This window comes from Variovorax sp. DXTD-1 (assembly GCF_003984625.1).
Taxonomy (GTDB): domain Bacteria; phylum Pseudomonadota; class Gammaproteobacteria; order Burkholderiales; family Burkholderiaceae_C; genus Variovorax.
In genome coordinates, this window is record NZ_RWKH01000007.1 from 197,838 (window position 1) to 219,743 (window position 21,906).

General features: G+C 67.9%; 16 protein-coding genes. 9 read left to right on the plus strand and 7 right to left on the minus strand.

Annotated elements, in window-relative coordinates; genetic code table 11:
- Positions 1–20 precede the first annotated feature (20 nt).
- The 5 genes from EJI00_RS09125 to EJI00_RS09145 form a co-directional block, all read right to left on the minus strand.
- Complete coding sequence (locus tag EJI00_RS09125) at positions 21–1,865, minus strand: peptidase domain-containing ABC transporter (protein WP_126747131.1); 1,845 nt, start codon at positions 1,863–1,865, stop codon at positions 21–23.
- 49 nt (positions 1,866–1,914) lie between these two features.
- On the minus strand, positions 1,915–2,253 hold the full coding sequence (locus EJI00_RS09130) for a hypothetical protein (RefSeq protein ID WP_126747132.1): 339 nt from the start codon (positions 2,251–2,253) through the stop codon (positions 1,915–1,917).
- The gene (locus tag EJI00_RS09135) at positions 2,250–5,327 is read right to left on the minus strand and encodes a glutamate ligase domain-containing protein (RefSeq protein ID WP_126747133.1); all 3,078 of its coding nucleotides are present in this window, start codon (positions 5,325–5,327) and stop codon (positions 2,250–2,252) included. Before EJI00_RS09135 ends, EJI00_RS09130 begins: the two co-directional genes overlap by 4 nt.
- A gap of 108 nt (positions 5,328–5,435) precedes the next feature.
- Entirely contained in the window at positions 5,436–5,939 is a 504-nt protein-coding gene (pal, locus tag EJI00_RS09140; RefSeq protein WP_126747134.1) for a peptidoglycan-associated lipoprotein Pal, read from the minus strand.
- 80 nt (positions 5,940–6,019) lie between these two features.
- Positions 6,020–8,719, minus strand: a complete 2,700-nt coding sequence (locus EJI00_RS09145) for a hypothetical protein (protein WP_126747135.1) — start codon at positions 8,717–8,719, stop codon at positions 6,020–6,022.
- Positions 8,720–9,009: 290 nt separating this feature from the next.
- Here EJI00_RS09145 and EJI00_RS09150 point away from each other — a divergent pair, with 290 nt between their 5' ends.
- A complete protein-coding gene (locus EJI00_RS09150) occupies positions 9,010–9,444 on the plus strand; it encodes a DUF1841 family protein (protein ID WP_126747136.1) in 435 nt (144 codons plus the stop codon).
- Here the strand turns inward: EJI00_RS09150 and EJI00_RS09155 are convergent.
- The gene (locus tag EJI00_RS09155; protein ID WP_126747137.1) at positions 9,441–10,427 is read right to left on the minus strand and encodes a LysR substrate-binding domain-containing protein; all 987 of its coding nucleotides are present in this window, start codon (positions 10,425–10,427) and stop codon (positions 9,441–9,443) included. The genes EJI00_RS09150 and EJI00_RS09155 overlap by 4 nt on opposite strands.
- Before the next feature lie 108 nt (positions 10,428–10,535).
- On the opposite strand from EJI00_RS09155, the gene pcaH reads away from it, so the two are divergent.
- Both pcaH and pcaG read left to right on the plus strand, forming a co-directional pair.
- Positions 10,536–11,267, plus strand: a complete 732-nt coding sequence (gene pcaH, locus EJI00_RS09160) for a protocatechuate 3,4-dioxygenase subunit beta (protein WP_126747138.1) — start codon at positions 10,536–10,538, stop codon at positions 11,265–11,267.
- An 11-nt stretch (positions 11,268–11,278) separates the two neighbouring features.
- On the plus strand, positions 11,279–11,890 hold the full coding sequence (pcaG, locus tag EJI00_RS09165) for a protocatechuate 3,4-dioxygenase subunit alpha (protein WP_126747139.1): 612 nt from the start codon (positions 11,279–11,281) through the stop codon (positions 11,888–11,890).
- A gap of 103 nt (positions 11,891–11,993) precedes the next feature.
- Here pcaG and EJI00_RS09170 read toward each other — a convergent pair whose 3' ends face one another.
- Entirely contained in the window at positions 11,994–12,689 is a 696-nt protein-coding gene (locus tag EJI00_RS09170; RefSeq protein ID WP_126747140.1) for a c-type cytochrome, read from the minus strand.
- A 162-nt stretch (positions 12,690–12,851) separates the two neighbouring features.
- Between EJI00_RS09170 and EJI00_RS09175 the strand changes: the two genes are divergently transcribed.
- From EJI00_RS09175 to EJI00_RS09200, 6 genes are all read left to right on the plus strand, one after another.
- Entirely contained in the window at positions 12,852–13,706 is an 855-nt protein-coding gene (locus tag EJI00_RS09175; protein WP_126747141.1) for an AAA family ATPase, read from the plus strand.
- Positions 13,703–13,954, plus strand: a complete 252-nt coding sequence (locus EJI00_RS09180; protein ID WP_126747142.1) for a hypothetical protein — start codon at positions 13,703–13,705, stop codon at positions 13,952–13,954. Before EJI00_RS09175 ends, EJI00_RS09180 begins: the two co-directional genes overlap by 4 nt.
- Before the next feature lie 18 nt (positions 13,955–13,972).
- Positions 13,973–14,569 carry a GNAT family N-acetyltransferase gene (locus EJI00_RS09185; RefSeq protein WP_126747143.1) on the plus strand — a complete coding sequence of 199 codons (597 nt, stop codon included), beginning with the start codon at positions 13,973–13,975 and terminating at the stop codon, positions 14,567–14,569.
- A 25-nt stretch (positions 14,570–14,594) separates the two neighbouring features.
- Positions 14,595–15,782, plus strand: coding sequence for a vWA domain-containing protein (locus EJI00_RS09190; RefSeq protein ID WP_126747144.1), 1,188 nt, complete (start codon positions 14,595–14,597; stop codon positions 15,780–15,782).
- Positions 15,783–15,854: 72 nt separating this feature from the next.
- A complete protein-coding gene (locus tag EJI00_RS09195) occupies positions 15,855–17,792 on the plus strand; it encodes an autotransporter assembly complex protein TamA (RefSeq protein WP_126747145.1) in 1,938 nt (645 codons plus the stop codon).
- Between the two features lie 14 nt (positions 17,793–17,806).
- Positions 17,807–21,906 (plus strand): translocation/assembly module TamB domain-containing protein (locus EJI00_RS09200; RefSeq protein WP_126747146.1); only part of this gene is annotated, 4,100 nt, incomplete at its 3' end.

A 21,906-nucleotide genomic window follows, 5' to 3' on the forward strand; every position in this document is an offset into this window, starting at 1 on the left:
CTACTCTTCGATCGGTTGGCTCAAGCCATGGAACGGTTTACGGCGGCGTTGCCCTGCGAATGCGTGTCCGCATCGTCGTCACCCACCGTGGAGTCGGTCAGGGCCACCAGCGCCTTCTTGACACCGAAAAGCTTCGGCACCATCACCGCCGCCGTTCCCTGTTCGACATTGCCTTGCCCCGTGACGTGATAGACCACCGTGGCGGCCGACACGATGCGCAGCGAATGCGTGACCACCACCACGGTGCGCACCTTGGCCACCGCAAGCAGCGTGGCAAGCAGCGTGCGTTCGCTCTGAAAGTCGAGGTCGTTGCTCGGCTCGTCGAGCACCAGCACCGAGGGCTTGCGAAGGAAGCTCATGGCCAGCGCCAGCTTGCGCCGCTCGCCCACCGAAAAGCCGGTGCCCCCTTCGCCCACCACGGTGCGGTAGCCGTCGGGCAGCTTCGAGATGAAGTCGTGCGCACCCGAGAGCTTGCACGCCGCCACCACCTGCTCGTCGCTCTGCCCCGGCGCCGTGCGGCGCATGGTGTCGATGAGCGGCCCGCCAAACCAATACACCTCTTGCGAGAGATAGCTGATCCAGCGCGAGAGCTCTTCGCGGCCGAACTGCGACAGGTCGTACTCGCCGATGCTGATGACGCCGCGCGTGGGCGTGTACAGGCCCGACAGCAGCTTGACGAGGGTCGACTTGCCGGCGCCGTTGCGCCCGACGATCACATGCAGGCCACCCGGCCCGATGTCGAGGTCGACGTTTTCGAGCACCGGCTTCTGCGCGGCCTCGGTGAAGCTGAAGCTCACGTCCTTGAACGTGACGCGGCCCAGCGGCTGCGGCAGCGTCATGCCGATCGGCGGTTTTTCGACCGGCTCGGAAAGCACCTTCTCGAGCCGCTTGGCTGCCTCTTTCGCGGCGGCCAGCGAACGCCAGCTCGAGACCAGGCCCGCCACCGGCTGCAGCGCCTTGAGGGCCAGCATGTTCGAGGCGACCAGGCCGCCCACCGTCATCCACTGCTGCATCACGGAGACAGCGCCCACTGTCACCACGATCACCGAGAAGGCCGTCAGCAGCACGGTGGTGCCGTCGCGCGCGGATTCGATCTGGCCGTTCTTGCTGAAGCTTTCGCTCAGCCAGGCGTTGTAGGTCTGACGCCACATCTCGATGGTGGGGCCGTCGTTCGATTGCGTCTTGAGCGTTTCGCGCGCATTGCAGATCTCGGAGGTCATGCGGTCGAGCCCGCGCCCGCGCTGCACTTCTTCCACCCGGCCGGTGCGCACCTCGTCGGCCCACCACCAGGCCAGGAAGGCCATGACACCCAGGAACAATGCGACCACCGGCAAGACCGGCAAGGCGACGATGCCGATCACCACCAGCGCGAAGATCGCCATCGGCAGATCGAAGATCGATTGCGCGAGGCCGCCGCTGACCGTGCCGCGCACCGAAGCCACGTCGCGAAAGAACTGGTGCCAGATGGAAGCCGGCCGCGCTTCGAGCGCGCGCAACGGCCGGTTCAGCATCGAATGGAGCAGCGCACCCGACACGCCGTGATCGATGATGGCGCCCGCATTGCGCAGCAGGCGCGAGCGCCGCGCGCGCAGCCAGAACTCGAGGCACAGGAAAAACAAGATGCCGCTCACCAGCGCGGCCAGCGTCGAGATGCCGCCGCGCGAGAGCACGCGGTCATACACCTGAAGCAGGAAGATCGACGGCAGCAAGCCGAAGAGGCTGATGGGCAGCGAGCGCCAGGCCGCGCTCTTCACCAGCGGATAGGCGTCGCGAAAGGCCTTGTTCAGCGCACCTGCATACGGACTCGCGCCCGGCTGTTCGGGCGCATCGGCAACCAACTGGCTGGGCAAGAGAAACTTGATCATGGGAAATGGCCGATCCGTTGGGCAGTGACGGCTCGACGATTATCAACTGTTACCCAGTTGTTACAAGCAAAAATCCATCCTTACACGGCGCGGCATCGCGGCGCTGGCCTGGGCGCTCGCCTTGCCGTTCGTCGAGGGCAGCGACAGGCTTGAGGATGCCTTCGGCGGCCACGCATCTCCTGGGTTTTCCGGCTCCCGGACGAGCGTCATCCATGGGCAGCCCCTTGGCCAGCACCAGCGCGATGTTGGCGCACAGCAACATGCAAAGCAGCCAGGCGCCGAGCAGTTGCAGCCAGCCGAGCCACCAGCGGCGGGCGGGCGCTGCCGGCTCTGCCGGCTCTGCCGGATAGCGTTGGATGGACAGTGGCAGATACGCGCTGAATCTCATGGCAGTGCTTTCAAAACCCGGGCCAGCCGAGACAGGCCGACGCCTGCGGAACTCTTGGCCAGCACCCAGTCGCCCGGCTGCACCAGGCCTCCGAGCGCGGTCGACAAATCGGTCACATCGACGAACCAGTGCGACCGGACCTTGGTGCAGATGCGCGCATGCAACGCCCGCATCAGCGGCCCGCACAGCAGCACGCGGTCGGGTTGAGCTGCGAGCAGCTCCGGCTCCAGGTCGAGGTGATGCCGCTGCGCGGCGGGGCCGAGCTCCTGCATGTCGCCGAGAATCGCCACGCGTCGCGCCGGCTCGCAGGGCGCCTGCGACAGCAGCTCGAGCGCGGCGCGCATCGAGCTCGGGTTGGCGTCGTAGGTCTCGTCGATCAGCTTGAAGCTGCCGCCGCCGATGTGAATGGTGTGCAGCGCACCGCGGCCGCCCGGCGGCTCGAAGTGCGCAAAAGACTCCACCGCGGCGGCCAGCTTCAGGCGCATGGCCTGCAATGCCGCGAGCACAGCCACCGCGCTCGCACCCATGTGGCGGCCCGGTGCGTTGAGCCTGAGCTGAAACGGCTCCCCGAGTACCAATGCCTGCACTTCGCCGTGGTCGAACGCGAGCAGCCGCACATCGGCGTCCTTGTGCTCGCCGTAGGTCACGATCTGGAGCTGCTGCGCCATCGCGGCCTCCGCGAAGGTCGCGAACTCGGGAATGTCGCGGTTCAGGACGGCGCCGTCGCCAGGTGCCATGCCCTGGAAGACGCGGCTGTCCAGGCGCGCGGCGGCCTCCGATGGGCCGCGCGTTTTTTGCGCAGCCGCCGAAAGCCCCGTGACCACCGCCAGCATCGGGCGCACCAGCTGCGCCGAAGCCAGCATGTGCGGCGAGCCCATCTCGAGCACCCAGTAGGCGGCGTGTCGCGGCATGCAAGTGAGGTTCCAGGCAATGCCCGAAGGCAGGCTGACATTGCCTTCCGGCCGGCCTACTTCACCCCACACAGCCAGCGCATCGCCGAGCATCGCGGCCACGGTGCTGCTGCCGGTGCCGCTGCCCAGCACGCCGCAGACGCGCCCGCCGAACTCGGTGCGCGCATGCGCGCCCAGCGCCAGCACCGCCTGCAGCACGTCGGGCACCTGGAGCACGGGCACGCGTTTGTCGAGGTGCGGCGCGGCATCGGTACACAGCACAGCGGCGGCCGGCTGCAGGACGCCCTTGAGCGCCACCGCGGCCAGCGGCGTCTTCGAGGGGCGCACCTGGTGCTCGAACACCACGCGCCCCTTGCGCAGGAAGGAGCGCTGCGCCACGCCGGTGGCGCGCCAGCCCTCCTCCGGCCGCACGACCCATTCGCCACCGGTGACGCGCGCCATCTCGTTGGCGGTCCACGCGGCGCCGTCTTCCCGGGCACTGCCGGCGGCAGCACCTGGCACTGCGCGGCGCTCGAGCAGGTAGCGGTGGTAGGCCACCAAGCCCGACACGTACTGCGCCACGTCGTCCACGCGCACGCGAAAGGCGTGGTGCCGGGTGAAGAACGCCCCGGTGACGGTGGACGGCCGCCGGAAATACATCGCCATCTCGGGCCAGAAGAATCCGTTGAGCAGGTAGTGGGCTCGGTACTCGAGCGCGCGGTGGAACTTCTCGGCGTCGAGTTCTTCGAGCAGGTGCTGCATGGCGGGCATGCCTTCGAGCCGCTGCAGCATCTGCTGGGCGGCCACCATGAGCTCCAGCAGCGTCGGAGACGTGGTCTTGCGGTCTAGCACGAAGTCCAGGTAGCCGGCCACGTTCTGCAGGCCGAAGCGAAAGTATTTTTCCTGCGGGCTCCACCGGGTGAGCTCGTTGACGCAGCAGCTCAGCCTGTGGTCGTGCGCCTGCCAGTGCTGGCTTGCGATGAAATGCTCGAACGCCTTCTCGACCGCTGCCAGCCACCGTGCGTCGCGCGTGAGGTCATACAGCCGCATGAGGCCCAAGGCCGCTTCGCCGTCGTAGGCGATGGCTTGCGAAGCATGCTTCACCGTCAGGTCGGCGGCATGCAGCACGTGGTTGAAGCGGCCCGTGCCCGCGTCCTGCATCGACACGATGCCCTGCCCCAGCTTGTCGAGCAGCGGCAGCCAGTGGCGCGTGTCGGTTGCCTCGCAATACTTTGCCAATGCGAGCACGCAGGCCGCGGTGCCGCTCAGCTTGATCTCTTCACCGGCCTCGACGAGAAACGCGGCTTCGCTGCCGTCCGCGAGCCTGTAGCCCCGTATGAGCCAGTTCGACAGATGGTCCAGCGCACAGTCGATGGCGGTACGCAGCTTGTCGTCGCCCGCGAGTTCCCACGCCTCGATCATGGCGTGGAGCACGCTCGGGTGGCGCGCGGGGTCGGAAGTCGGAATGCGGCGGTCGAAGCACGGAAAGTAGCCGTAGGCAAACCGCCCGTCGGCCTGGACCTGCTGCGCGAGATAGCAGGCGCCGCTGCGCACGAGGTCGAGCACCGACTGCGGCGTGAGCGCGGGCGCCTGGCGCCGCCCTGCATCGAGTCCCGTTCCCACCAGCTTGTGCACCACGCAGTCGGGCTGGCAAAAAACACCCACCGTGGCCAGCAGGTACACCGGCTGGTCTGCCGGCAGGTCGAGCATGAGCGTGCGTGCGAAGCGTGCCTGGCTGTAGCTCTCGAAGTTGCGCATGTTCACCACCGCATGCGCGATGGTCGAATCGGCATCGAGCATGGCGTTGGCATTGAGCTCCTGCTCGGTGAATGCCGTTTCGAAGTTCTTGTCGAACGCCAGGCCGAGCCGGAAGTAGTTGCGCTTGACGGCCGCGAGTTGCGCCTTGAACTGGGCCCAGTCGATGGGGCTTGCGCCCTCGACCCAGTCGATGCGCAGCCAGGGCGACACGATGCCGTTCTCGCGCACCCAGCGCGCGATGATTCCGGCGCCTTCGCGCCACGCGGTTTCGAACTCGGCCGCGCGCGCGTGCACCACGTGCGCGCGCTGCGACCCATCGCTGACCGAGAAGAAAAGCGTGAACGCCGGATACGGCGCCGGCAGCGCCGCGCACACCGAGACCAGGCGCTCATGGCAGGCGTGGAGCTGGTCGGAGAAGGACATCATTCGGCCCCGATCGAATACGGGAGACCGATCCCGCCCTGTCATGTGCTCTCGTGTTTTTGACGCAGCGGACCGGAAGCTCCCCTCGAAGGCATCGCAGATCTCCGGATTTCAGCGGTAGCTGAATTCCGCTCGGCGATTGAGCTGATAGCCCTCCTCGGTGGTTTCGGAGGACGCCGGCTTTTCGATGCCCCAGCTGACGGCCTCGATGCGTTCGGCCGGCACGCCGAGCTGCGTGAGCGCGCGCTGCACGGATTCGGCCCGGCGCTGGCCGAGCGCAAGGTTGTATTCGCGGCCGCCGCGCGAGTCGGTGTGGCCCTCGATCACCACCTTGCTGGAAGGACGGTTCCTGAGAAAGCCCGCATGCGCTTCCACGATGTTGACGTACTGCGGCTTGATGTCGTATTTGTCGAAATCGAAATACACGATCTTCGACACGGCGGGGCTGTTCTGCACCGGCGGCGCTGGCGCAGGCGGCTCCACCTTCGCGACCGGAGCGGCCTTGTTCGAGTAGTAATACGTCGCGTCTTCGCGTCCGTTCTTGGGCCCCGTTCCGCAGGCGGCAAGGCTTGCCCCCAATGCAACGACGGCCAGTATCCGGAAAGTGTTTTTCATGTTCGGTCCTTTCACGGGGCGGGCCGGCCATGGCCTGCCCCGTGCTGTAGTTTTCCTTCTCCTTCTGCTGCCCTTGTTCGTTAACCCAGCAAGCCGTGCAGGATGTTCGTGACGGGAGTCAGAACGCTGCCGGCGCCGGCCGCTTGATCGACCAGGCTCGTGATCGGGGTCACCACGTCGGTCACGAGCGGAGCGGATTGCTCCACGGTGTCCACCAGGCCGGCGACCGTCTCGATCACCGGCGCGAGCGTCGGGGCCGTTCCGGCCAGGATGTCGGTGACGGGTTCAGCCACCCCGGACACCGCGGCGACCGCGGGCTCCAGCGTCTCGCCGGCGGCGCTTGCCATGTCGAGCACCGGATCGAGGATGTTCGCGACCGGGCTGCTGTCGCCCAACACGCCGCCGAGCAAACCGCCGTTGCCGAGCAGGCTGCCGACCAGGCCGTCGTCGCCCACCAAACCACTTAGCAGGTCGCCGCCGAGGAGATCGCCACCGAGGAGGTCGCCACCGAGCAGGTTGCCGACCAGGCCGTCTTCTCCCAGCACGCCGCCCAGCAGATCGCCGCCGAGGAGATCACCGCCAAGCAGATTGCCGACCAGACCGTCTTCACCCAGCACGCCGCCCAGCAGGTCACCGCCGAGCAAATCGCCGCCCAGGAGGTCGCCGCCGAGCAGGTTGCCGACCAAGCCGTCTTCACCCAGCACGCCGCCCAGCAGGTCACCGCCGAGCAAGTCGCCACCCAGGAGGTCGCCGCCGAGCAGATTGCCGACCAGACCGTCTTCACCGAGCACGCCGCCCAGCAGGTCACCGCCGAGCAGGTTGCCGACCAGGCCGTCTTCACCCAGCACGCCGCCCAGCAGGTCACCGCCGAGCAAGTCGCCGCCCACCAGACCGCCGAGCGGGCCGTCTTCGATCAGGCCGCCTACGACACCGTTCGCGCCGAGCAGGTTGTCGACCACACCTTCCTGACCCAGCAAGCCGCCCGTGAGGCCTTCGCTGCCAAGAAGGCCGGCAAGCGCGCCGTCGCCTCCGAGCAGGCCGCCGACGAGGCCGTCACCGCCGACCAAGCCGCCGAGCGCGCCGTCTTCGCCGAGCAGGCCACCCAAAAGGCCATTTTCGCCCAGCGGGCCGCCGAGCAGGCCACCCAGGACCCCGTCGTCGCCCAGCAGCCCACCGACCAGGCCATCGTCGCTCGTCACGCTGCCGAGCAGGCCGCCGACGACACCGTCTTCAGCAAGCAAGCCGCCGAGGGCGCCGTCTTCGGCGAGCAGGCCGCCCACGAGGCCGTCTTCGCTCACCAGGCCGGCTACGAGGCTGTTGTCGCCGAGCAGGCCTTCGACCACGTTCTCGACCACGCCGCAGTCGCCGATGAGATCGCCGACGACGCCGTCCAGGCCGAGCGCGGTGGTCGCGCCGCTCAAGATGCCGTTGTCACCCAAGAGGTTGTCGAGACCGTTCTGAAGCGCGTCGGTGACATAGTCGACCTGGCCGACCAGCGAATCGGTGGCGCCCTCGCCGAGCAGGCCGTCGAGGGCGGGACTGATCACGCCGCCGACGCTGTCGAGCACGGTCTCGGCAACATCGTCCACCGGATCGAACTGGTTCGGGTCGTCGCGTGTGAATTCAGAGCCGAGCACCGGCGCAACGATGTCGTCGATCAGGTCGGTCGTGCCGTCGATGACGCCGGTGACGGGGTCGAGCGAATCGCCCAGGCCGAGGTTACCGTCCGTCGAGTCGATCACGCCCTCGAGGAGGTTGTCGCCCGGGTTCAGGAGTGCGTCGCCATCTGCGTCTGCGTCTGCGTCTGCATCTGCATCTGCATCAGCGTCGGCGTCCGCATCGGCGTCAGCGTCAGCGTCAGCGTCAGCGTCAGCGTCAGCATCAGCATCAGCATCAGCATCAGCATCGGCATCGGCATCGGCATCGGCATCGGCATCGGCATCGGCATCGGCATCGGCATCGGCGTCAGCATCAGCATCAGCGTCGGCATCGGCGTCGGCGTCGGCGTCGGCGTCGGCGTCGGCGTCAGCGTCAGCGTCAGCGTCAGCGTCAGCGTCAGCGTCAGCGTCAGCGTCAGCGTCAGCATCCGCATCCGCATCCGCATCCGCATCAGCGTCGCCGTCCGCATCTGCATCCGCGTCGGCGTCGGCATCCGCATCGGCGTCTGTCTCGCCGCCGCCGACGAAGAACGGAATCGTTCCACCATCGCCTCCGCCGCCACCGCCGAGTGCGGCACCCAGGCCGGCGGCACCCAGTGCGCCGAGTGCGAATTCGCCCAGTCCGAGGCCGCCGCCCGCGGCGACCTTCTTCGTCACCGCCAGTGCGGACGCATCGGCATCGCTGTCAGGCGGGGCCACTTGCAGGTCGCCCGAGGCGACGTCCACGTTCACTTGTTCGAGGCCGCCGGGCAGCTTGGTCGAGCCGATGGTGGCGTCAGTGCCGCCGGTGAAGACGCCGGCCAGCGGCGCCTTGTTGGTGGCCGAGCCGGGGAACAGCACGTTGGCCTGGCCGCCTTCGGGAACGATCACGCGGTCGCCCGCCATCAATGTCTGGTTACCCTCCACCGGAATGCGGACGCCTTCGCGCATCACGGCGACGCCCGGCGTAGCATTGGACAATGTGCCGATGCCGGCAGGCGCCGCGGTTGCGGCAGGCGCCATCGAGCTGGCTGCGGCGGGAGCGCCGAGCGGCATGCTGGTGGCTTGGGCGATGACCACGGGAGCCACGCCACTGGCGGCGAGTCCTTCGGTCGAAACGGTCGATGCTTGGGGTGCGTTCATGGTTGGCCTCTGTGACAAAGATGCATGTACAGGGGCAACTGGCGTGCCAAATCGTTAACAGTTGTTCGTCGCCGCACCTCGAATGAGGCAAGCCATTGATTTATATAGGTATTTTTTTATTTTCAGCGGCGAAACGTGGTGTTGAAAATACCCCTTGCGGGGGTCTTTTAGCCGTTCGTTACGTAACGATGTAACGTCGTGCGACCGGAACATCCGGCGTGTTCCGGGACCACCCACACGCGAATCTCCCCACCCTTTTTTCTTCTCCTTCTCGGCTCTCTCATATAGATATGTTCAATCCCTCCCAGGAAGACGTGCGCCGCTTTTTCTGCGACGTGTATGCGAAACACCGGCAAGGCTTGCCGATGGAAGCCCTCGAGACGATTGCCGCGGGATGGATCGACGCGCACCCCGAATACCACGAGGACCTGGCCGATGCCGACGCGGCGGTGGCGCGCGTGTACGACGGCGCGAACGGCCGCGAGAACCCGTTCCTGCACCTGTCGATGCATCTGTCGATCAGCGAGCAATGCTCGATCGACCAGCCGCGCGGAATCCGCCAGGCGGTCGAGCTGCTGGCGGCGCGCCGCGGCTCATTGCTCGATGCGCACCACGAGGCGATGGAGTGCCTCGGGCAGATGATGTGGGAGAGCCAGCGCGCCGGACGGCCGCCCGACGGCGATGGCTACGTAGCCTGCGTGCAGCGCCGGGCAACCAAGGACTAGCCGGCCTTTCGGGCTGGAAGCGCCCCCTGCTGCTTCGCGCCCTCGCGCAGCAGGGCGGCCATGGCGCCTCGCAGGGCGGACGGCTCGGCCTCGCTGCGCAGCAGCAGGCCCACGGGCTCGTCGGTGCCGGCGGTTTCGATGCGCAGCCTGACCAAGCGCGCGTCGGCCAGTTCCCCACGCGCGGCGCCAAGGGGGGTGATCCACACCGCATCGGAAACCGCCAGCAGGCCGCGCGCCACCGCCACGTCGAGCGTCTGCAGCGCGTTGGCGGGCAGCGCCAGGCCGCGCGCGGACAGGAAGCTCTCGGTGTTGTGGCGGGGAATCGTGCCTTCGCCGTACACCACGAGCGGGTAGTCCAGCACCGCCTGCGCCGACACCGCGCGGGCGGGCCGCACCGCGAGCGGATGGCCGGCGCGCACGGCAAACACCAGCGGCTCGGTGTAGAGCAGCTCGAAGCTGAGCCCGCCCATCAGGCGCGGATCGCTCATGCGGCCGACCACCAGGTCGAGCTCGCCGGCGCGCAGCTCGTCGAGCAGCACCGGGTTGGCCGCAGTCTTCACCACCACCTGAACCGCGGGCCACCGCTCTCGAAAGCGAGCGAGCGCCATGGGCAGCAGGGCCGGCGCCACGCTTGGCAGCGCGCCGATGCGCAGCCGCTCGACGCGCTCGCCCGAAGCGGGTGCCACAGCCTCGGCGCTGGCGTCGAGCGCCTCGAGCACGCGCAGGGCATGGGCCAGCAGTTGCTCGCCGGCGGGTGCGAGCCCCTGAACGCCGCGCCGGCCGGCTTTGCTGCGCTCGACCAGGCGTGTGCCAACAATGGATTCAAGCTCGGAGAGCGTCTTGGAAACCGCCGGCTGGCTCAGCGAAAGCCGCTCCGCGGCGCGGGCCAGATGGCGCTCCTGCGCCACCGCGACAAGGCAGCGCAGGTGGCGCAACTGCACGTTGCGCACAAAATCCTGGCGAAGGTCGGCGGTGTTTTTCAATTACCGTTGGTTATTCAGAACGAATCAATCTTCAATTTACATCATCGAACGGGACTTCTAAAGTCCGGGTTCCGGATTCGATCCGTCCCCACGACAGGAGACAACGACATGTTGACCAACACCAAGGCCAAGACCCCCTCGGCCATCCTCACGCCGCGCGACTGGGAGGCCCACCCCTCTTACGTCTACCCCGGCTACAAGTCCACCGTGAAGCGCGGCCCGCAAAAGCCGCTGGTGCCGCTGAAGGCCTCGCTGGGCGAGCTGCAGCAACCGGTCTACGGCCACGACAGCATCGGCGAGTTCGACCATGACCTGACGCGCAACGCGCGCAAGAACGGCGAGCCGCTGGGCGAACGCATGATCCTGACCGGCCAGGTGCTCGACGAGCGCCGCCGCCCGGTCGCCAACACGCTGGTGGAGCTGTGGCAGGCCAATGCCTCGGGCCGCTACGTGCACAAGGTCGACCAGCACGACGCGCCGCTCGACCCCAACTTTCTGGGCGCGGGCCGCTGCCTGACGGACAGCGAGGGCCGCTACCGCTTTCTCACCATCAAGCCCGGAGCGTACCCGTGGGGCAACCATCCGAACGCCTGGCGCCCGCAGCACATCCACCTGTCGCTGTTCGGCCAGAGCTTTGCGAGCCGCCTGGTCACGCAGATGTACTTTCCCGGCGACCCGCTGCTGCAGTACGACCCGATGATCACCGGCACGCCCGAGCGCTACCGCAACCGCCTCATCGCCGATTTCAGCCTCGACATCACCGAAGAGGGCTACGCGCTGGGCTACCAGTTCGACATCGTGCTGCGCGGCGCCGACGAAACGCCGTTCGAGAACCGCTGAAAGGATTTCCCATGCCATTGATGACCGCCCAGGAAGCCGACTTCGGCCAGACCCCCTCTCAGACGGTGGGCCCCTACTTCGCCTACGGCCTCACCGCCACGCAATACGGCTACGACTTCAACCAGCCCTTCGACGCCGCCGTGGCACTGGACAATGCCGCGGGCGAGCGCATCCGCCTCGAAGGCCGCGTGCTCGACGGCGACGGCAACCCGATCGGCGACGCGCTGGTCGAAATCAGCCAGGCGGACGGCGAAGGCCGCTATCCGCAAACCCCGGCCGAAGCGCGTGAAATGGGCTTTCGCGCCTTCGGACGCGCCGGCACGGGCACCGATCCGCAGAACCGCTTCGTGTTCCACACGGTGAAGCCGGGCGCCGAAACGCCGGGCGAGGCCCCGCACATCAACGTGATCGTGCTGATGCGCGGCCTGCTGCTGCATGCGTTCACGCGCGTGTATTTCAGCGACGAGGCCGAGGCGAACGCAAAAGACGCGGTGCTGGCCAGCGTACCGGCCGACCGCCGCCACACGCTGATTGCCCAGCGCACGGAGCGCGGCGGCGTGGTGAGCTACCGCATCGACATCCGCATGCAGGGCGCCGACGAAACGGTGTTCTTCGACGTCTGACCCGCGTGCGGTAAAACCCGCCAGTCGCAAAAAAGCCCGCTCGAAGCGGGCTTTTTTCGTGCGCGGCAGGCAACTCTGCGTTGCTGCCAGGCCTTGGGGCTGGTTACTCGCCGCCGCTGCGGTGCAGGCGCGATTCAGGCACCGTCTTGAGTTCGCCCGGCAGCGTGCTGATGTAGTTGGCGAGCGTCTTGAGTTCGGCGTTGGTGAACTTCTTGGGCTCGACCTGCTGTGCCATGACGGCGTTCGAACGGCCCAGGTGCAGGTTGTTCTTGACGCGGTACGACTTGAGCGCGACGAAGAGGTAGTCGGCATGCTGGCCGGCCAGCTTGGGCACCGTGCCGTCGTTCGGCGTGTTGAAGTTGGCGCCGTGGCACTTGGTGCAGCTGTTGTCCTTGTCGCGGGACACCAGGGCCTGGATGTTCTCAGGCATGGGCTTGGCCGTTGCGGCCGGGGGCGCGTCGCCTTCCTTCAGGCCCAGCTGGCTGTAGTAGGCGGCAATGTCGGCAATGTCCTGCTCGCTCAGGCTGTCGGCAATGGCGCGCATGGTGGGGTGCTTGCGGTCGCCGCCCTTGTAGGCGGTGAGCGCTGCGGTGATGTAGCTGGCGCTCTGGCCGGCAATCATCGGTACCTTGTGGATCTCCGGAAAGCTGGCCTGGTAGCCAATGATGCCGTGGCAGCCCACGCACATTGCCACCTTCTTGGAACCGTCCTGGGCCTTGCCCGTGACTTGCTGGGCTTGCGCCGAGACCGTCACGCAAGCGACAGCGAAGGCAAACATCGTGGTCAACAACTTGTTCATTTTGCGCGCACAATCTCGTGGAGATACAGTTTTTCGAATCAACATTCGATTATATGCAAGGGTCTTCCAAGACCCCCGGCAAGCCGCCCAAGAGGTTGCGCGAAGCGAATCGAGTGTGTTCTTTTCTCCACCCTGCCTCCTCCATTTGCTTTCCGTCCATTCATGAAATTCAAGGGCTCAGACAATTACGTTGCCACTCAGGACCTGATGCTGGCCGTCAATGCCGCCATCACCCTCAAGCGCCCGCTGCTCGTCAAGGGCGAGCCCGGCACCGGCAAGACCATGCTTGCCGAGGAAGTGGCCGAATCGCTCGGTCTGCCGCTCCTGCAGTGGCACATCAAGTCGACCACCAAGGCGCAGCAGGGCCTCTATGAATACGACGCGGTGAGCCGCCTGCGCGACTCGCAGCTCAAGGACGTGGACGGCGGCGAGCGCGTCAAGGACATCCAGAACTACATCGTCAAGGGCGTGCTCTGGCAGGCCTTCACGGCCGACCAGCCGGTGGCGCTTCTCATCGACGAGATCGACAAGGCCGACATCGAATTCCCGAACGACCTGCTGCGCGAAATCGACCGCATGGAGTTCTACTGCTACGAAACGCGCGAGCTCATCCGCGCCAAGCACCGGCCGGTGGTGTTCATCACATCCAACAACGAGAAGGAGCTGCCCGACGCTTTCCTGCGCCGCTGCTTCTTCCACTACATCAAGTTCCCCGATGCCGAGACGATGAAGCACATCGTCGCCGTGCACTTCCCCGGCCTGAAGCAAGAGCTGCTCACGGCCGCAATGAAGACCTTCTACGACGTGCGCAACCTGCCGGGCCTCAAGAAGAAGCCCTCCACCTCCGAGCTGCTCGACTGGCTCAAGCTGCTGGTGGCCGAGGACATCCCCCTCGAAGCCCTGCAGAGCAGGGACGACAAGGTTGCGGTGCCGCCCCTGGTGGGCGCGCTGCTCAAGAACGAACAGGACGTGACGCTGTTCGAGAAGCTCGTCTTCATGCAGCGGAACAACCGATGAGCGAATCGCCACGGCCGCATCCCACGGGCCAGCTGCTCAAGCTGGGCGCGGCCCAGGCGGTGCTGTTCGTCATCGGTGCGCTGCTCGGCCGGTGGGTCGGGCTGCTGCTGGGCCTCGATGCCTTCGGCCCGGGCGGCTACGGCAACAAGGAGATCTTCGGCATCCTGCTGATCGGCCTGGGCGGCGGCGGCGGGGTGCAGATCGCACGCGCCTGGTATGTGCGCAAATACGGCAATCCGAGAAGCTGAAACTCAGGGGTGTGTGAGATGGCGTTTGTCGAACCTGTCACGCTGAAGGCGCGCGACCTGGCCCTGGTGCCGCTGTCGCTCGACCATGAAGAGGGCCTGCGCGCCGCCGCGGCCGACGGCGAGCTCTGGAAGCTGCGCATCACCTCCGTGCCCGAGCCGCACGAAACCCGCGCCTACATCGAAGCCGCCCTGCAGGGGCGCGAAGCCGGCCACCGCTTTGCCTTTGCCGTGACCGAGGCCGAAACCGGCACGGTGCTCGGCAGCACCAGCTTCCACGACATCCTGCCGGCCGTGAAGCGAGTCGAAATCGGCTACACGTGGTACGCCAGGCGCTGCCAGCGCACGCATGTCAACACCACCTGCAAGCTGCTCCTGCTGGCGCATGCCTTCGATACCCTCGGCTGCAACGTGGTGGGCTGGCGCACCGACAATTTCAACTTCGCTTCGCAGCAGGCCATCGAGCGGCTCGGCGCGAGGAAAGACGGTGTGATTCGCGGGCACGCCATGCGCCGCGACGGCACGATCCGCGACACAGTGATGTACAGCCTGCGCGCAGGCGAGTGGCCCGAAGTGAAGGCGCAGCTGCGCTATCTGCTCGACAAGCCCCGAAGCTGAAGGGAAGCCCCAGGAAAGGCCCGCCATGCTGATCGATTTCTTCTATACGCTGCGTTCGGCCAAGCTGCCGGTGTCGGTCAAGGAATACCTCACGCTGCTCGAGGCGCTTCAGGCCGATGTGGTGGGGCCCAACTCCGATGGCGCCTGCGGCATCGACGACTTCTACTATCTCTCGCGCACCGCGCTGGTCAAGGACGAGAAGCACTACGACAAGTTCGACCGCGCCTTCGCCGCGTACTTCAAGGGCGTCGAGATGCTGGCCGACTTCACCAAGGAAGTGCCGCTCGACTGGCTGCGCAAGACGCTGGAGCGGGAGTTCACCGCCGAAGAGAAAGCCAAGATCGAGAAGATGGGCTGGGACGAACTCATGGAAACGCTCAAGAAGCGCTTCGAGGAGCAGAAGGAGCGCCACGAGGGCGGCAACAAGTGGATCGGCACCGGCGGCACTTCGCCCTTCGGCCACGGCGGCTACAACCCGCAGGGCATTCGCATCGGCGGCGCGGGCAAGAACAAGAGCGCGGTGAAGGTGTGGGACCAGCGCGCCTACAAGGACTACGACGACAGCCAGGAGCTGGGCACGCGCAACATCAAGGTGGCGCTGCGGCGGCTGCGCAAGTTTGCGCGCGAAGGCCACGACGAAGAGCTGGACCTGGACCACACCATCCACTCCACCGCGGCCAATGCAGGCTACCTCGACATCAAGATGCGGCCGGAGCGCCACAACAACGTGAAGGTGCTGCTGCTGATGGACGTGGGCGGCACCATGGACGAGCACATCCAGCGCGTGGAAGAGCTGTTCTCGGCCGTAAAGACCGAGTTCAAGCACCTGGAGTTCTACTACTTCCACAACTGCGTGTACGACTTCATGTGGAAGAACAACAGGCGCCGCTTCTCCGAGAAGTTCGCCACCTGGGACATCCTGCGCAAGTACAACAAGGACTACAAGCTCATCTTCGTCGGCGACGCGACCATGAGCCCGTATGAGATCCTGCAGCCCGGCGGCAGCGTCGAATACAACAACGAAGAGGCCGGCGCCGAGTGGATCCAGCGCCTGACGCACGCGTTTCCGAAGTTCGCCTGGATCAACCCCGAGCCGCAGGGCGTGTGGCAATACCGCCAGAGCATCGCGGTGATGCAGCAGCTCATGTCCAACCGCATGTACCCGCTCACGCTGCGGGGCCTCGAGGAAGCGATGCGAATGCTTTCGAAGTAAGCCGGCGCGGGTCGGGCGGATGTGTTTCCGGATGCTTCCGGAGCCCGCTCGCCTTGCTGTCAAAATCCGCCCATGTTCAGGGTGGTCCCAGTCTTTGCGCCGGCATGGTTGCCGGCTTTGCTTTTTTGCGGCGTCATGCTTTTGCAGGGGTGCAGCCTGCTGCCCAAGAAAGACGCGGCCAAGGACTCCCCTGCGCCGGCACTGGTACGCAGCGGCGATGCGGCCGCCACGTCCACTGACGAAGGCGCCAAGGAAGGCGAGAAGCGCGGCGGGCGCGACGCCTTCACGGTGGACGTTCGCGGGCCGGCCGCGGTGCGCGAATACCTGGCGCTGCACCTGGACATCCAGCGCTACCGCACGCTCGACGACCTGGGCGCCACCGAGATCTCGCGGCTCATGGTGGCCGCGGAAGCCAATGCCCGCGAGCTGCTCGGCACGCTGGGCTACTTCACGCCCACGCTGACGCTGGAGCTCAACGAAACGCCGGCCAGCACCAAGGCCCCGCGCGAGATCGTCATTACCGTGCAGCCCGGCGAGCTCACCCGCGTGAGCACGGTGCAGATCAGCTACGGCGGCCAGATTGCCAGCGACCCCACCGCCGAGGCCCAGCGCGATTCGATTCGCACCGCTTGGGCGCTGCGGGCCGGCCAGCCCTTCACGCAGCAGGGCTGGGACAACGCCAAGAACACGGCCTTGCGCAGCCTAACCGCCAAGCGCTTTCCCACCGGCAGCATCGAGGTGAGCCGCGCCGAGGTCGATGCCGACCGGCAGGAGGTGCGGCTCAGCGTCAGGTACCAATCGGGCCCGGCTTACCGCTTCGGCCCGCTCGTGCTGCGCGGCGTCGAGCGCTACGACGCCGACGGCGCGCGGCGCATCGCGCAGCTCCCCACCGGCACCGACTACGACCAGCAGAAGCTGCTCGACGCCCAGCAGCGGCTGGCCAGCAGCGGTTATTACGACTCGGTGTTCCTCACGCTCGACACGGAAAGCGGCACGCCGCTGGCCGCCCCCGTGATCGCGCAACTGCGCGAAGCCCCGATGCAGAAGGTGGTGCTGGGCGCCGGCTTCACCACCGACAACGGGCCGCGGCTGTCGATCGACCACATCCACAACCGCCTGCCGCTGCTCGGCTGGCGCGCCGTGTCGCGCCTGTCGGTCGACCGGGACATCAAGTCGCTCGGCACGGAATGGAACGCCATCCCCGACGACACCGGCTGGCGCTGGTTTGCCGGCGCCGAACTCAAGAGCGAGACCTCCGGCAGCTACGTGGTCGACAGCGGCCGCGTGCGCAGCGGGCGCAACAAGTCGAGCGGCCACATCGACCGCAGCTACTTCCTGCAGTACGACTACGCCCAGAACCGCGGCACCAACGCCCCGCCATCGGCCTCCGCCGTGACCGCCAACTGGGGCTGGACCGGCCGCTACTTCGACGACAACGCCGCGCCCACACGCGGCTACGGCCTGGCGCTCGAGCTTGCCGCGGGCTACACGCTGACGGGCGAACAAGTGCCTTTCACGCGCACCTATGCGCGCTGGCTGGGCGTGCTGCCGCTGGGCTTTGCGAACGGCCGCGACGCCGCCACGCTCGCGCGCCGCAGCCGGTTCCAGCTGCGCGCCGAAGCCGGCGCGGTGAGCGCCAAGGAAAGCGCGCAGATTCCCTCCACGCTGATGTTCCTGACCGGCGGCGACACCACGGTGCGCGGCTACAGCTACCGCCAGATCGGCACCGTGCGCAGCGACGGCCAGATCGTGGCGGGCCGCTACCTGGGCGTGATGAGCCTCGAATGGCAGCGGCCCTTCGTCTACAACGACAAGCTCACCGAGTGGGAAAGCACCGTCTTCGTCGACGCGGGCGCAGTGGCCGACAAGCCCGGGGAGCTCAAGCCCAAGGTTGGCGTGGGCGTGGGTGCGCGCTGGCGCAGCCCGGTGGGGCCGGTGCAGGCCGACCTTGCCTATGGCGTGGACACGAAGAAGTTCCGCCTTCACTTTCGCCTGGGCTTCACCTTTTGACCCAGCACGCACGAATGCAGACGGACGCCGAACCCCAGCCCGACAAGCCAGCGCCGCGCGCACGGCGCTCGCGCACGCGGCGGGTGCTGCGCGCGCTCGGGTGGACTGCCGCGGGACTGCTCGCGCTGGTGCTTGTGCTGGGCGCGGGCACGTGGTGGTGGCTCGGCTCCAACCAGTCGCTGGCGTTCGCGCTGGCCAAGGCCGCGCGCTACCTGCCCGCCGGGCAGACGCTCGAAAGCCGCGATGTCACGGGCTCGCTGCGCACGGGCGGGCGCATCGGCTGGCTGCGCTGGCAAAGCGAGAAGCTGGCGGTCGAGGTGCACGAGGCGGACATCGGCTGGCACCTCGCGCCGCTGTTCAAGCGCAAGCTGCAGCTGGGCGAAGTGCACGCGGCGCGGCTCGTCATCGAAAAGCGCGGCCCGCCGAGCGACACGCCCACCGAGCCGCTCGAGCAGCTCGCGCTGCCCATCGAGGTCGACCTGCCGTTTCGCATCGACCAGCTGCAGTGGGCCGGTCCGCCCGCGCTCCAGGCCAACCAGCTCGCGGGCAGCTACCGCTACACCGGCGCCGAGCATCAGCTGGAGGTCAAGGGCGTCGACATTGCCGAAGGCCACTACAGCGCGCGCGTGAAGCTGCAGGGCCCCGCGCCCATGGCGATCGACGCCACGCTGAACGGCCGCGTGAAGGCACCGCTGGCAGAAGGACGCAGCATCGACGTGCTGGCCGAAGCGGCCATCAAGGGCACGCTTGCCGGCACCGACGCGCGGCTGCTGGTCGCCGCCGAGCTGAAGCCGGCCGAGCCCGCCGCGGAAAACCCGATGGAAGCAAAGCTGCAGGCCAACATCGCGCCCTGGCTGCCGCAGCCCGTCATCGACGCCAAGGCCGACCTGCGCAACGTGGATGCGGCCGCCCTGTGGCCCGGCGCACCGCGCACGCGCCTGACGGGCACCGTCGAGCTGCAGCCCGACGCAGCCGCCGGCGCATCGGCCTGGCAGGCCTCGGCCAGCATCCGCAATGCGGTGCCCGGGCCCTGGGACAACGGCGCGCTGCCGCTCGAGCAGGTGGAAGCGCGCGTGGGCTTCGACGGCACCAACTGGACGATTCCCGGAGCCACCCTGCGCACGGGCGGCGGTCGCATCGAAGCAGAGGGCCGCTGGAGCCCCGCGCCCGCGCCATGGCAAGTGCGCGCTACCGTGCGCGGCGTGCGCGCCGGCCTGCTGCACAGCGAGCTGTCGGGCGCGCCCATCAGCGGCACGGCCACGGCGCAGCAGCGCGAAGACACCATCGGCTTCGACCTGGCACTGCGGGCCGAAGGCGGTGCCGGCAGCAAGGCGATGCCCGGCTTCGGCCTGGCCCGCGCGCTTGCGCAGGGCCAATGGAAGAACCAGGTGCTCGACCTGCGCACGCTGCGCCTGGAGGCCGAGGGCGCCAGCATCGAAGGCAAGCTGCAGGTGCGCGTGGCCGAGCAGGCCGCAAGCGGCAAGCTCGACCTGGCGTTGCCGGGCGGCGGCGCGCAGCTCGAAGGCCGCATCGCGCCGTCGCAAGGCGGCGGCGACATCACCGCACGCATCGACGACGCCGACGCCGTGCAGCGCTGGATCGAAGGCCTGCCCGAAATGGCGAACGTGTTCGCCGGCAAGACGGCCAAGGGCTCCGCGCGGCTGGATGCCAGCTGGCAGGGCGGATGGCAGACCATCCAGCGACGGCTCGAGAACCCCGGTGCGCCGGCCCAGCGCGGCGCGGCCGAACCGAGCCTCAAGGCCACGCTCGGCGTGCCGCGCCTCGACCTGCGCATGCCGGCGGCCAACGCAAATGCCAATGCCAATGCGGCAGCCACCACGGTTCAATTGAAGGACGTGCGTGCCACCCTCGACGGCAGCCTGGCGCAGGCCACGCTCGCGCTGCAGGGCGAAGCCGCCACCGGCACGCAAAGGCTCACGCTCGACGCCCGCGCGAGCGGCGGCCTTGCGGGCCCCAACCATTGGCGCGCGGCCCTTGCCAGCCTGCGGCTGCAGGCCCAGGACAGCGCGCGGGTCAACACCGCGGGCACCGCCGCCGCACCGTGGACCGTGGAGCTCGGCCGCGAAGTCACCGCCACCATCAGGACCAGCGGCAGCGGCACCACCAGCCGGCTCGAGCTGGAAGCCTCCGCGGCCGACGCCACGCTGCGCGGGCCGGCGCCCGGCACCGTTCGCATCGAATGGCAGCCGCTGCGCTTCACACGCAGCGGCGCGGCGCCCAACCAGGCTTTTCGCGTGCAGTCGAAGGGCAAGCTGCAGGGCCTGCCGATGGCATGGGCCGAGGCTTTCGGCGCCAGCACCACCTTCAACGAACTGGGCGTGAGCGGCGACCTGATGTTCGACGGCGACTGGGACATCGATGCCGGCGCCACGCTGCGCGCGCACGCGCGGCTTGCGCGCCAGAGCGGCGACATCCGCGTGCAGGCCGGCGAAGCGGCCCTCGTCACGCGCATCACGAGCCGCGGCACCGGCACGGCCAGCGAGCGCACGATGAACTCCGCCACGGCCGGCGCTGAGGCACCCAGCACGCCCGCCGGCCTGCGCCAAGCCGAGCTGCGGCTCGATGCGCAGGGCCAGGCCGTGCGCGCCACATTGGCCTGGGACAGCGAGCGCGCCGGAAAGATCAACGCCGAGCTGAACACGCGCATGCAGCAGCGCGCGGGCGGCTGGCAATGGGCAGCCGATGCGCCGCTGGCCGGCAACGTGAAGGCCACGCTGCCCAACCTCGGCGTGTGGTCGATGCTCGCGCCGCCCGGGTGGCGCGTGGCCGGCACGCTGGATGCAGACGCCGTTCTGGCAGGCAACCGCGCGGCACCGCGCTGGAACGGCACGCTCGGCGCCGACAAGCTTGCGCTGCGCGCGCCGGTCGAAGGGCTCGACCTGCGCGATGGCCGCCTGCGCGCCTCGCTCACGGGCGAACGCATCGAGATCACCGAGTTCACGCTCAAGGGCGGCGCCGGCAGCACCGCGCGCATCGCGGGCCAGAGCGGCAATCGCAGCACGGCGGCCAGCGAAGCCGGCACCGATGGCGGCTCGCTCACCGCGCGCGGCGACATCGGCTGGGGCGCGGCCAGTTCGTCGAGCACGGGCATCCGCATGGCCCTGCAGGCCGACCTGCGCGCGCTGCGCGTGCTGGTGCGCACCGACCGGCAGGTCACGCTCTCGGGCAACCTGCAGGCGCGGCTCGACAACGGCCAGTTCAACGTGCGCGGCAAGCTCAAGACCGACCGCGCCGTGATCATCCTGCCCGACGAGACCGCACCCAGCCTGGGCTCCGACGTGGTCGTGCGCTCCGCCGCCAAGGACCGCGAAGCGGCGGAGCAGGCCCAGCGCGATGCCGCGCGCAATGAGGCGCAGGCTGCCAAGCCGCAGACCGCGAAGCCGCCCGATATCGTGGTGAACTTCGACCTGGGCGACGACTTCGCGGTGCAGGGCCGCGGCATCACCACCCGGCTCGAAGGCGACCTGGAAATCCGAAGCAACCGGCTCAATGCGCCGCCGCGCATCACCGGCGAGGTCAGAACCGTCAAGGGCCAGTACCGCGCCTACGGACAGCAGCTCGATGTGGAAACGGGCCTCGCGCGCTTCAACGGCCCGTTCGACAATCCGTCGCTCGACATCCTCGCCATTCGGCCCAACATCTCGCAACGCGCCGGCGTGCAGATCACGGGCACCGCGCAGGCGCCGCGCGTCAAGCTCTACTCCGAGCCCGCGCTGTCGGATGCGGAAACCCTTTCGTGGGTGGTGCTGGGCCGCGCATCGGCCACCAGCGGCGGCGAATCGGCATTGCTGCAGCAGGCGGCTCTTGCGCTGATCGGGCATGTCAGCAAGAGCGGCAGCGGCGGCAGCCTGGCCAGCCGCTTCGGCCTGGACGAACTCGGCTTCAAGGGGCCGGGCAACGGCGGCGACCTGCGCGAGTCGGCCGTGACGCTCGGCAAGCGGCTCTCGAAGGATTTCTACCTCACCTACGAGCGCAGCGTGGGCGGCACCTTCGGCACCCTCTTCATCTTCTACGACCTGACGCAGCGGCTCACATTGCGCGGCCAGGCCGGCCAGACGAGCGGGCTCGACCTGATCTACACGCTGAAGTACGA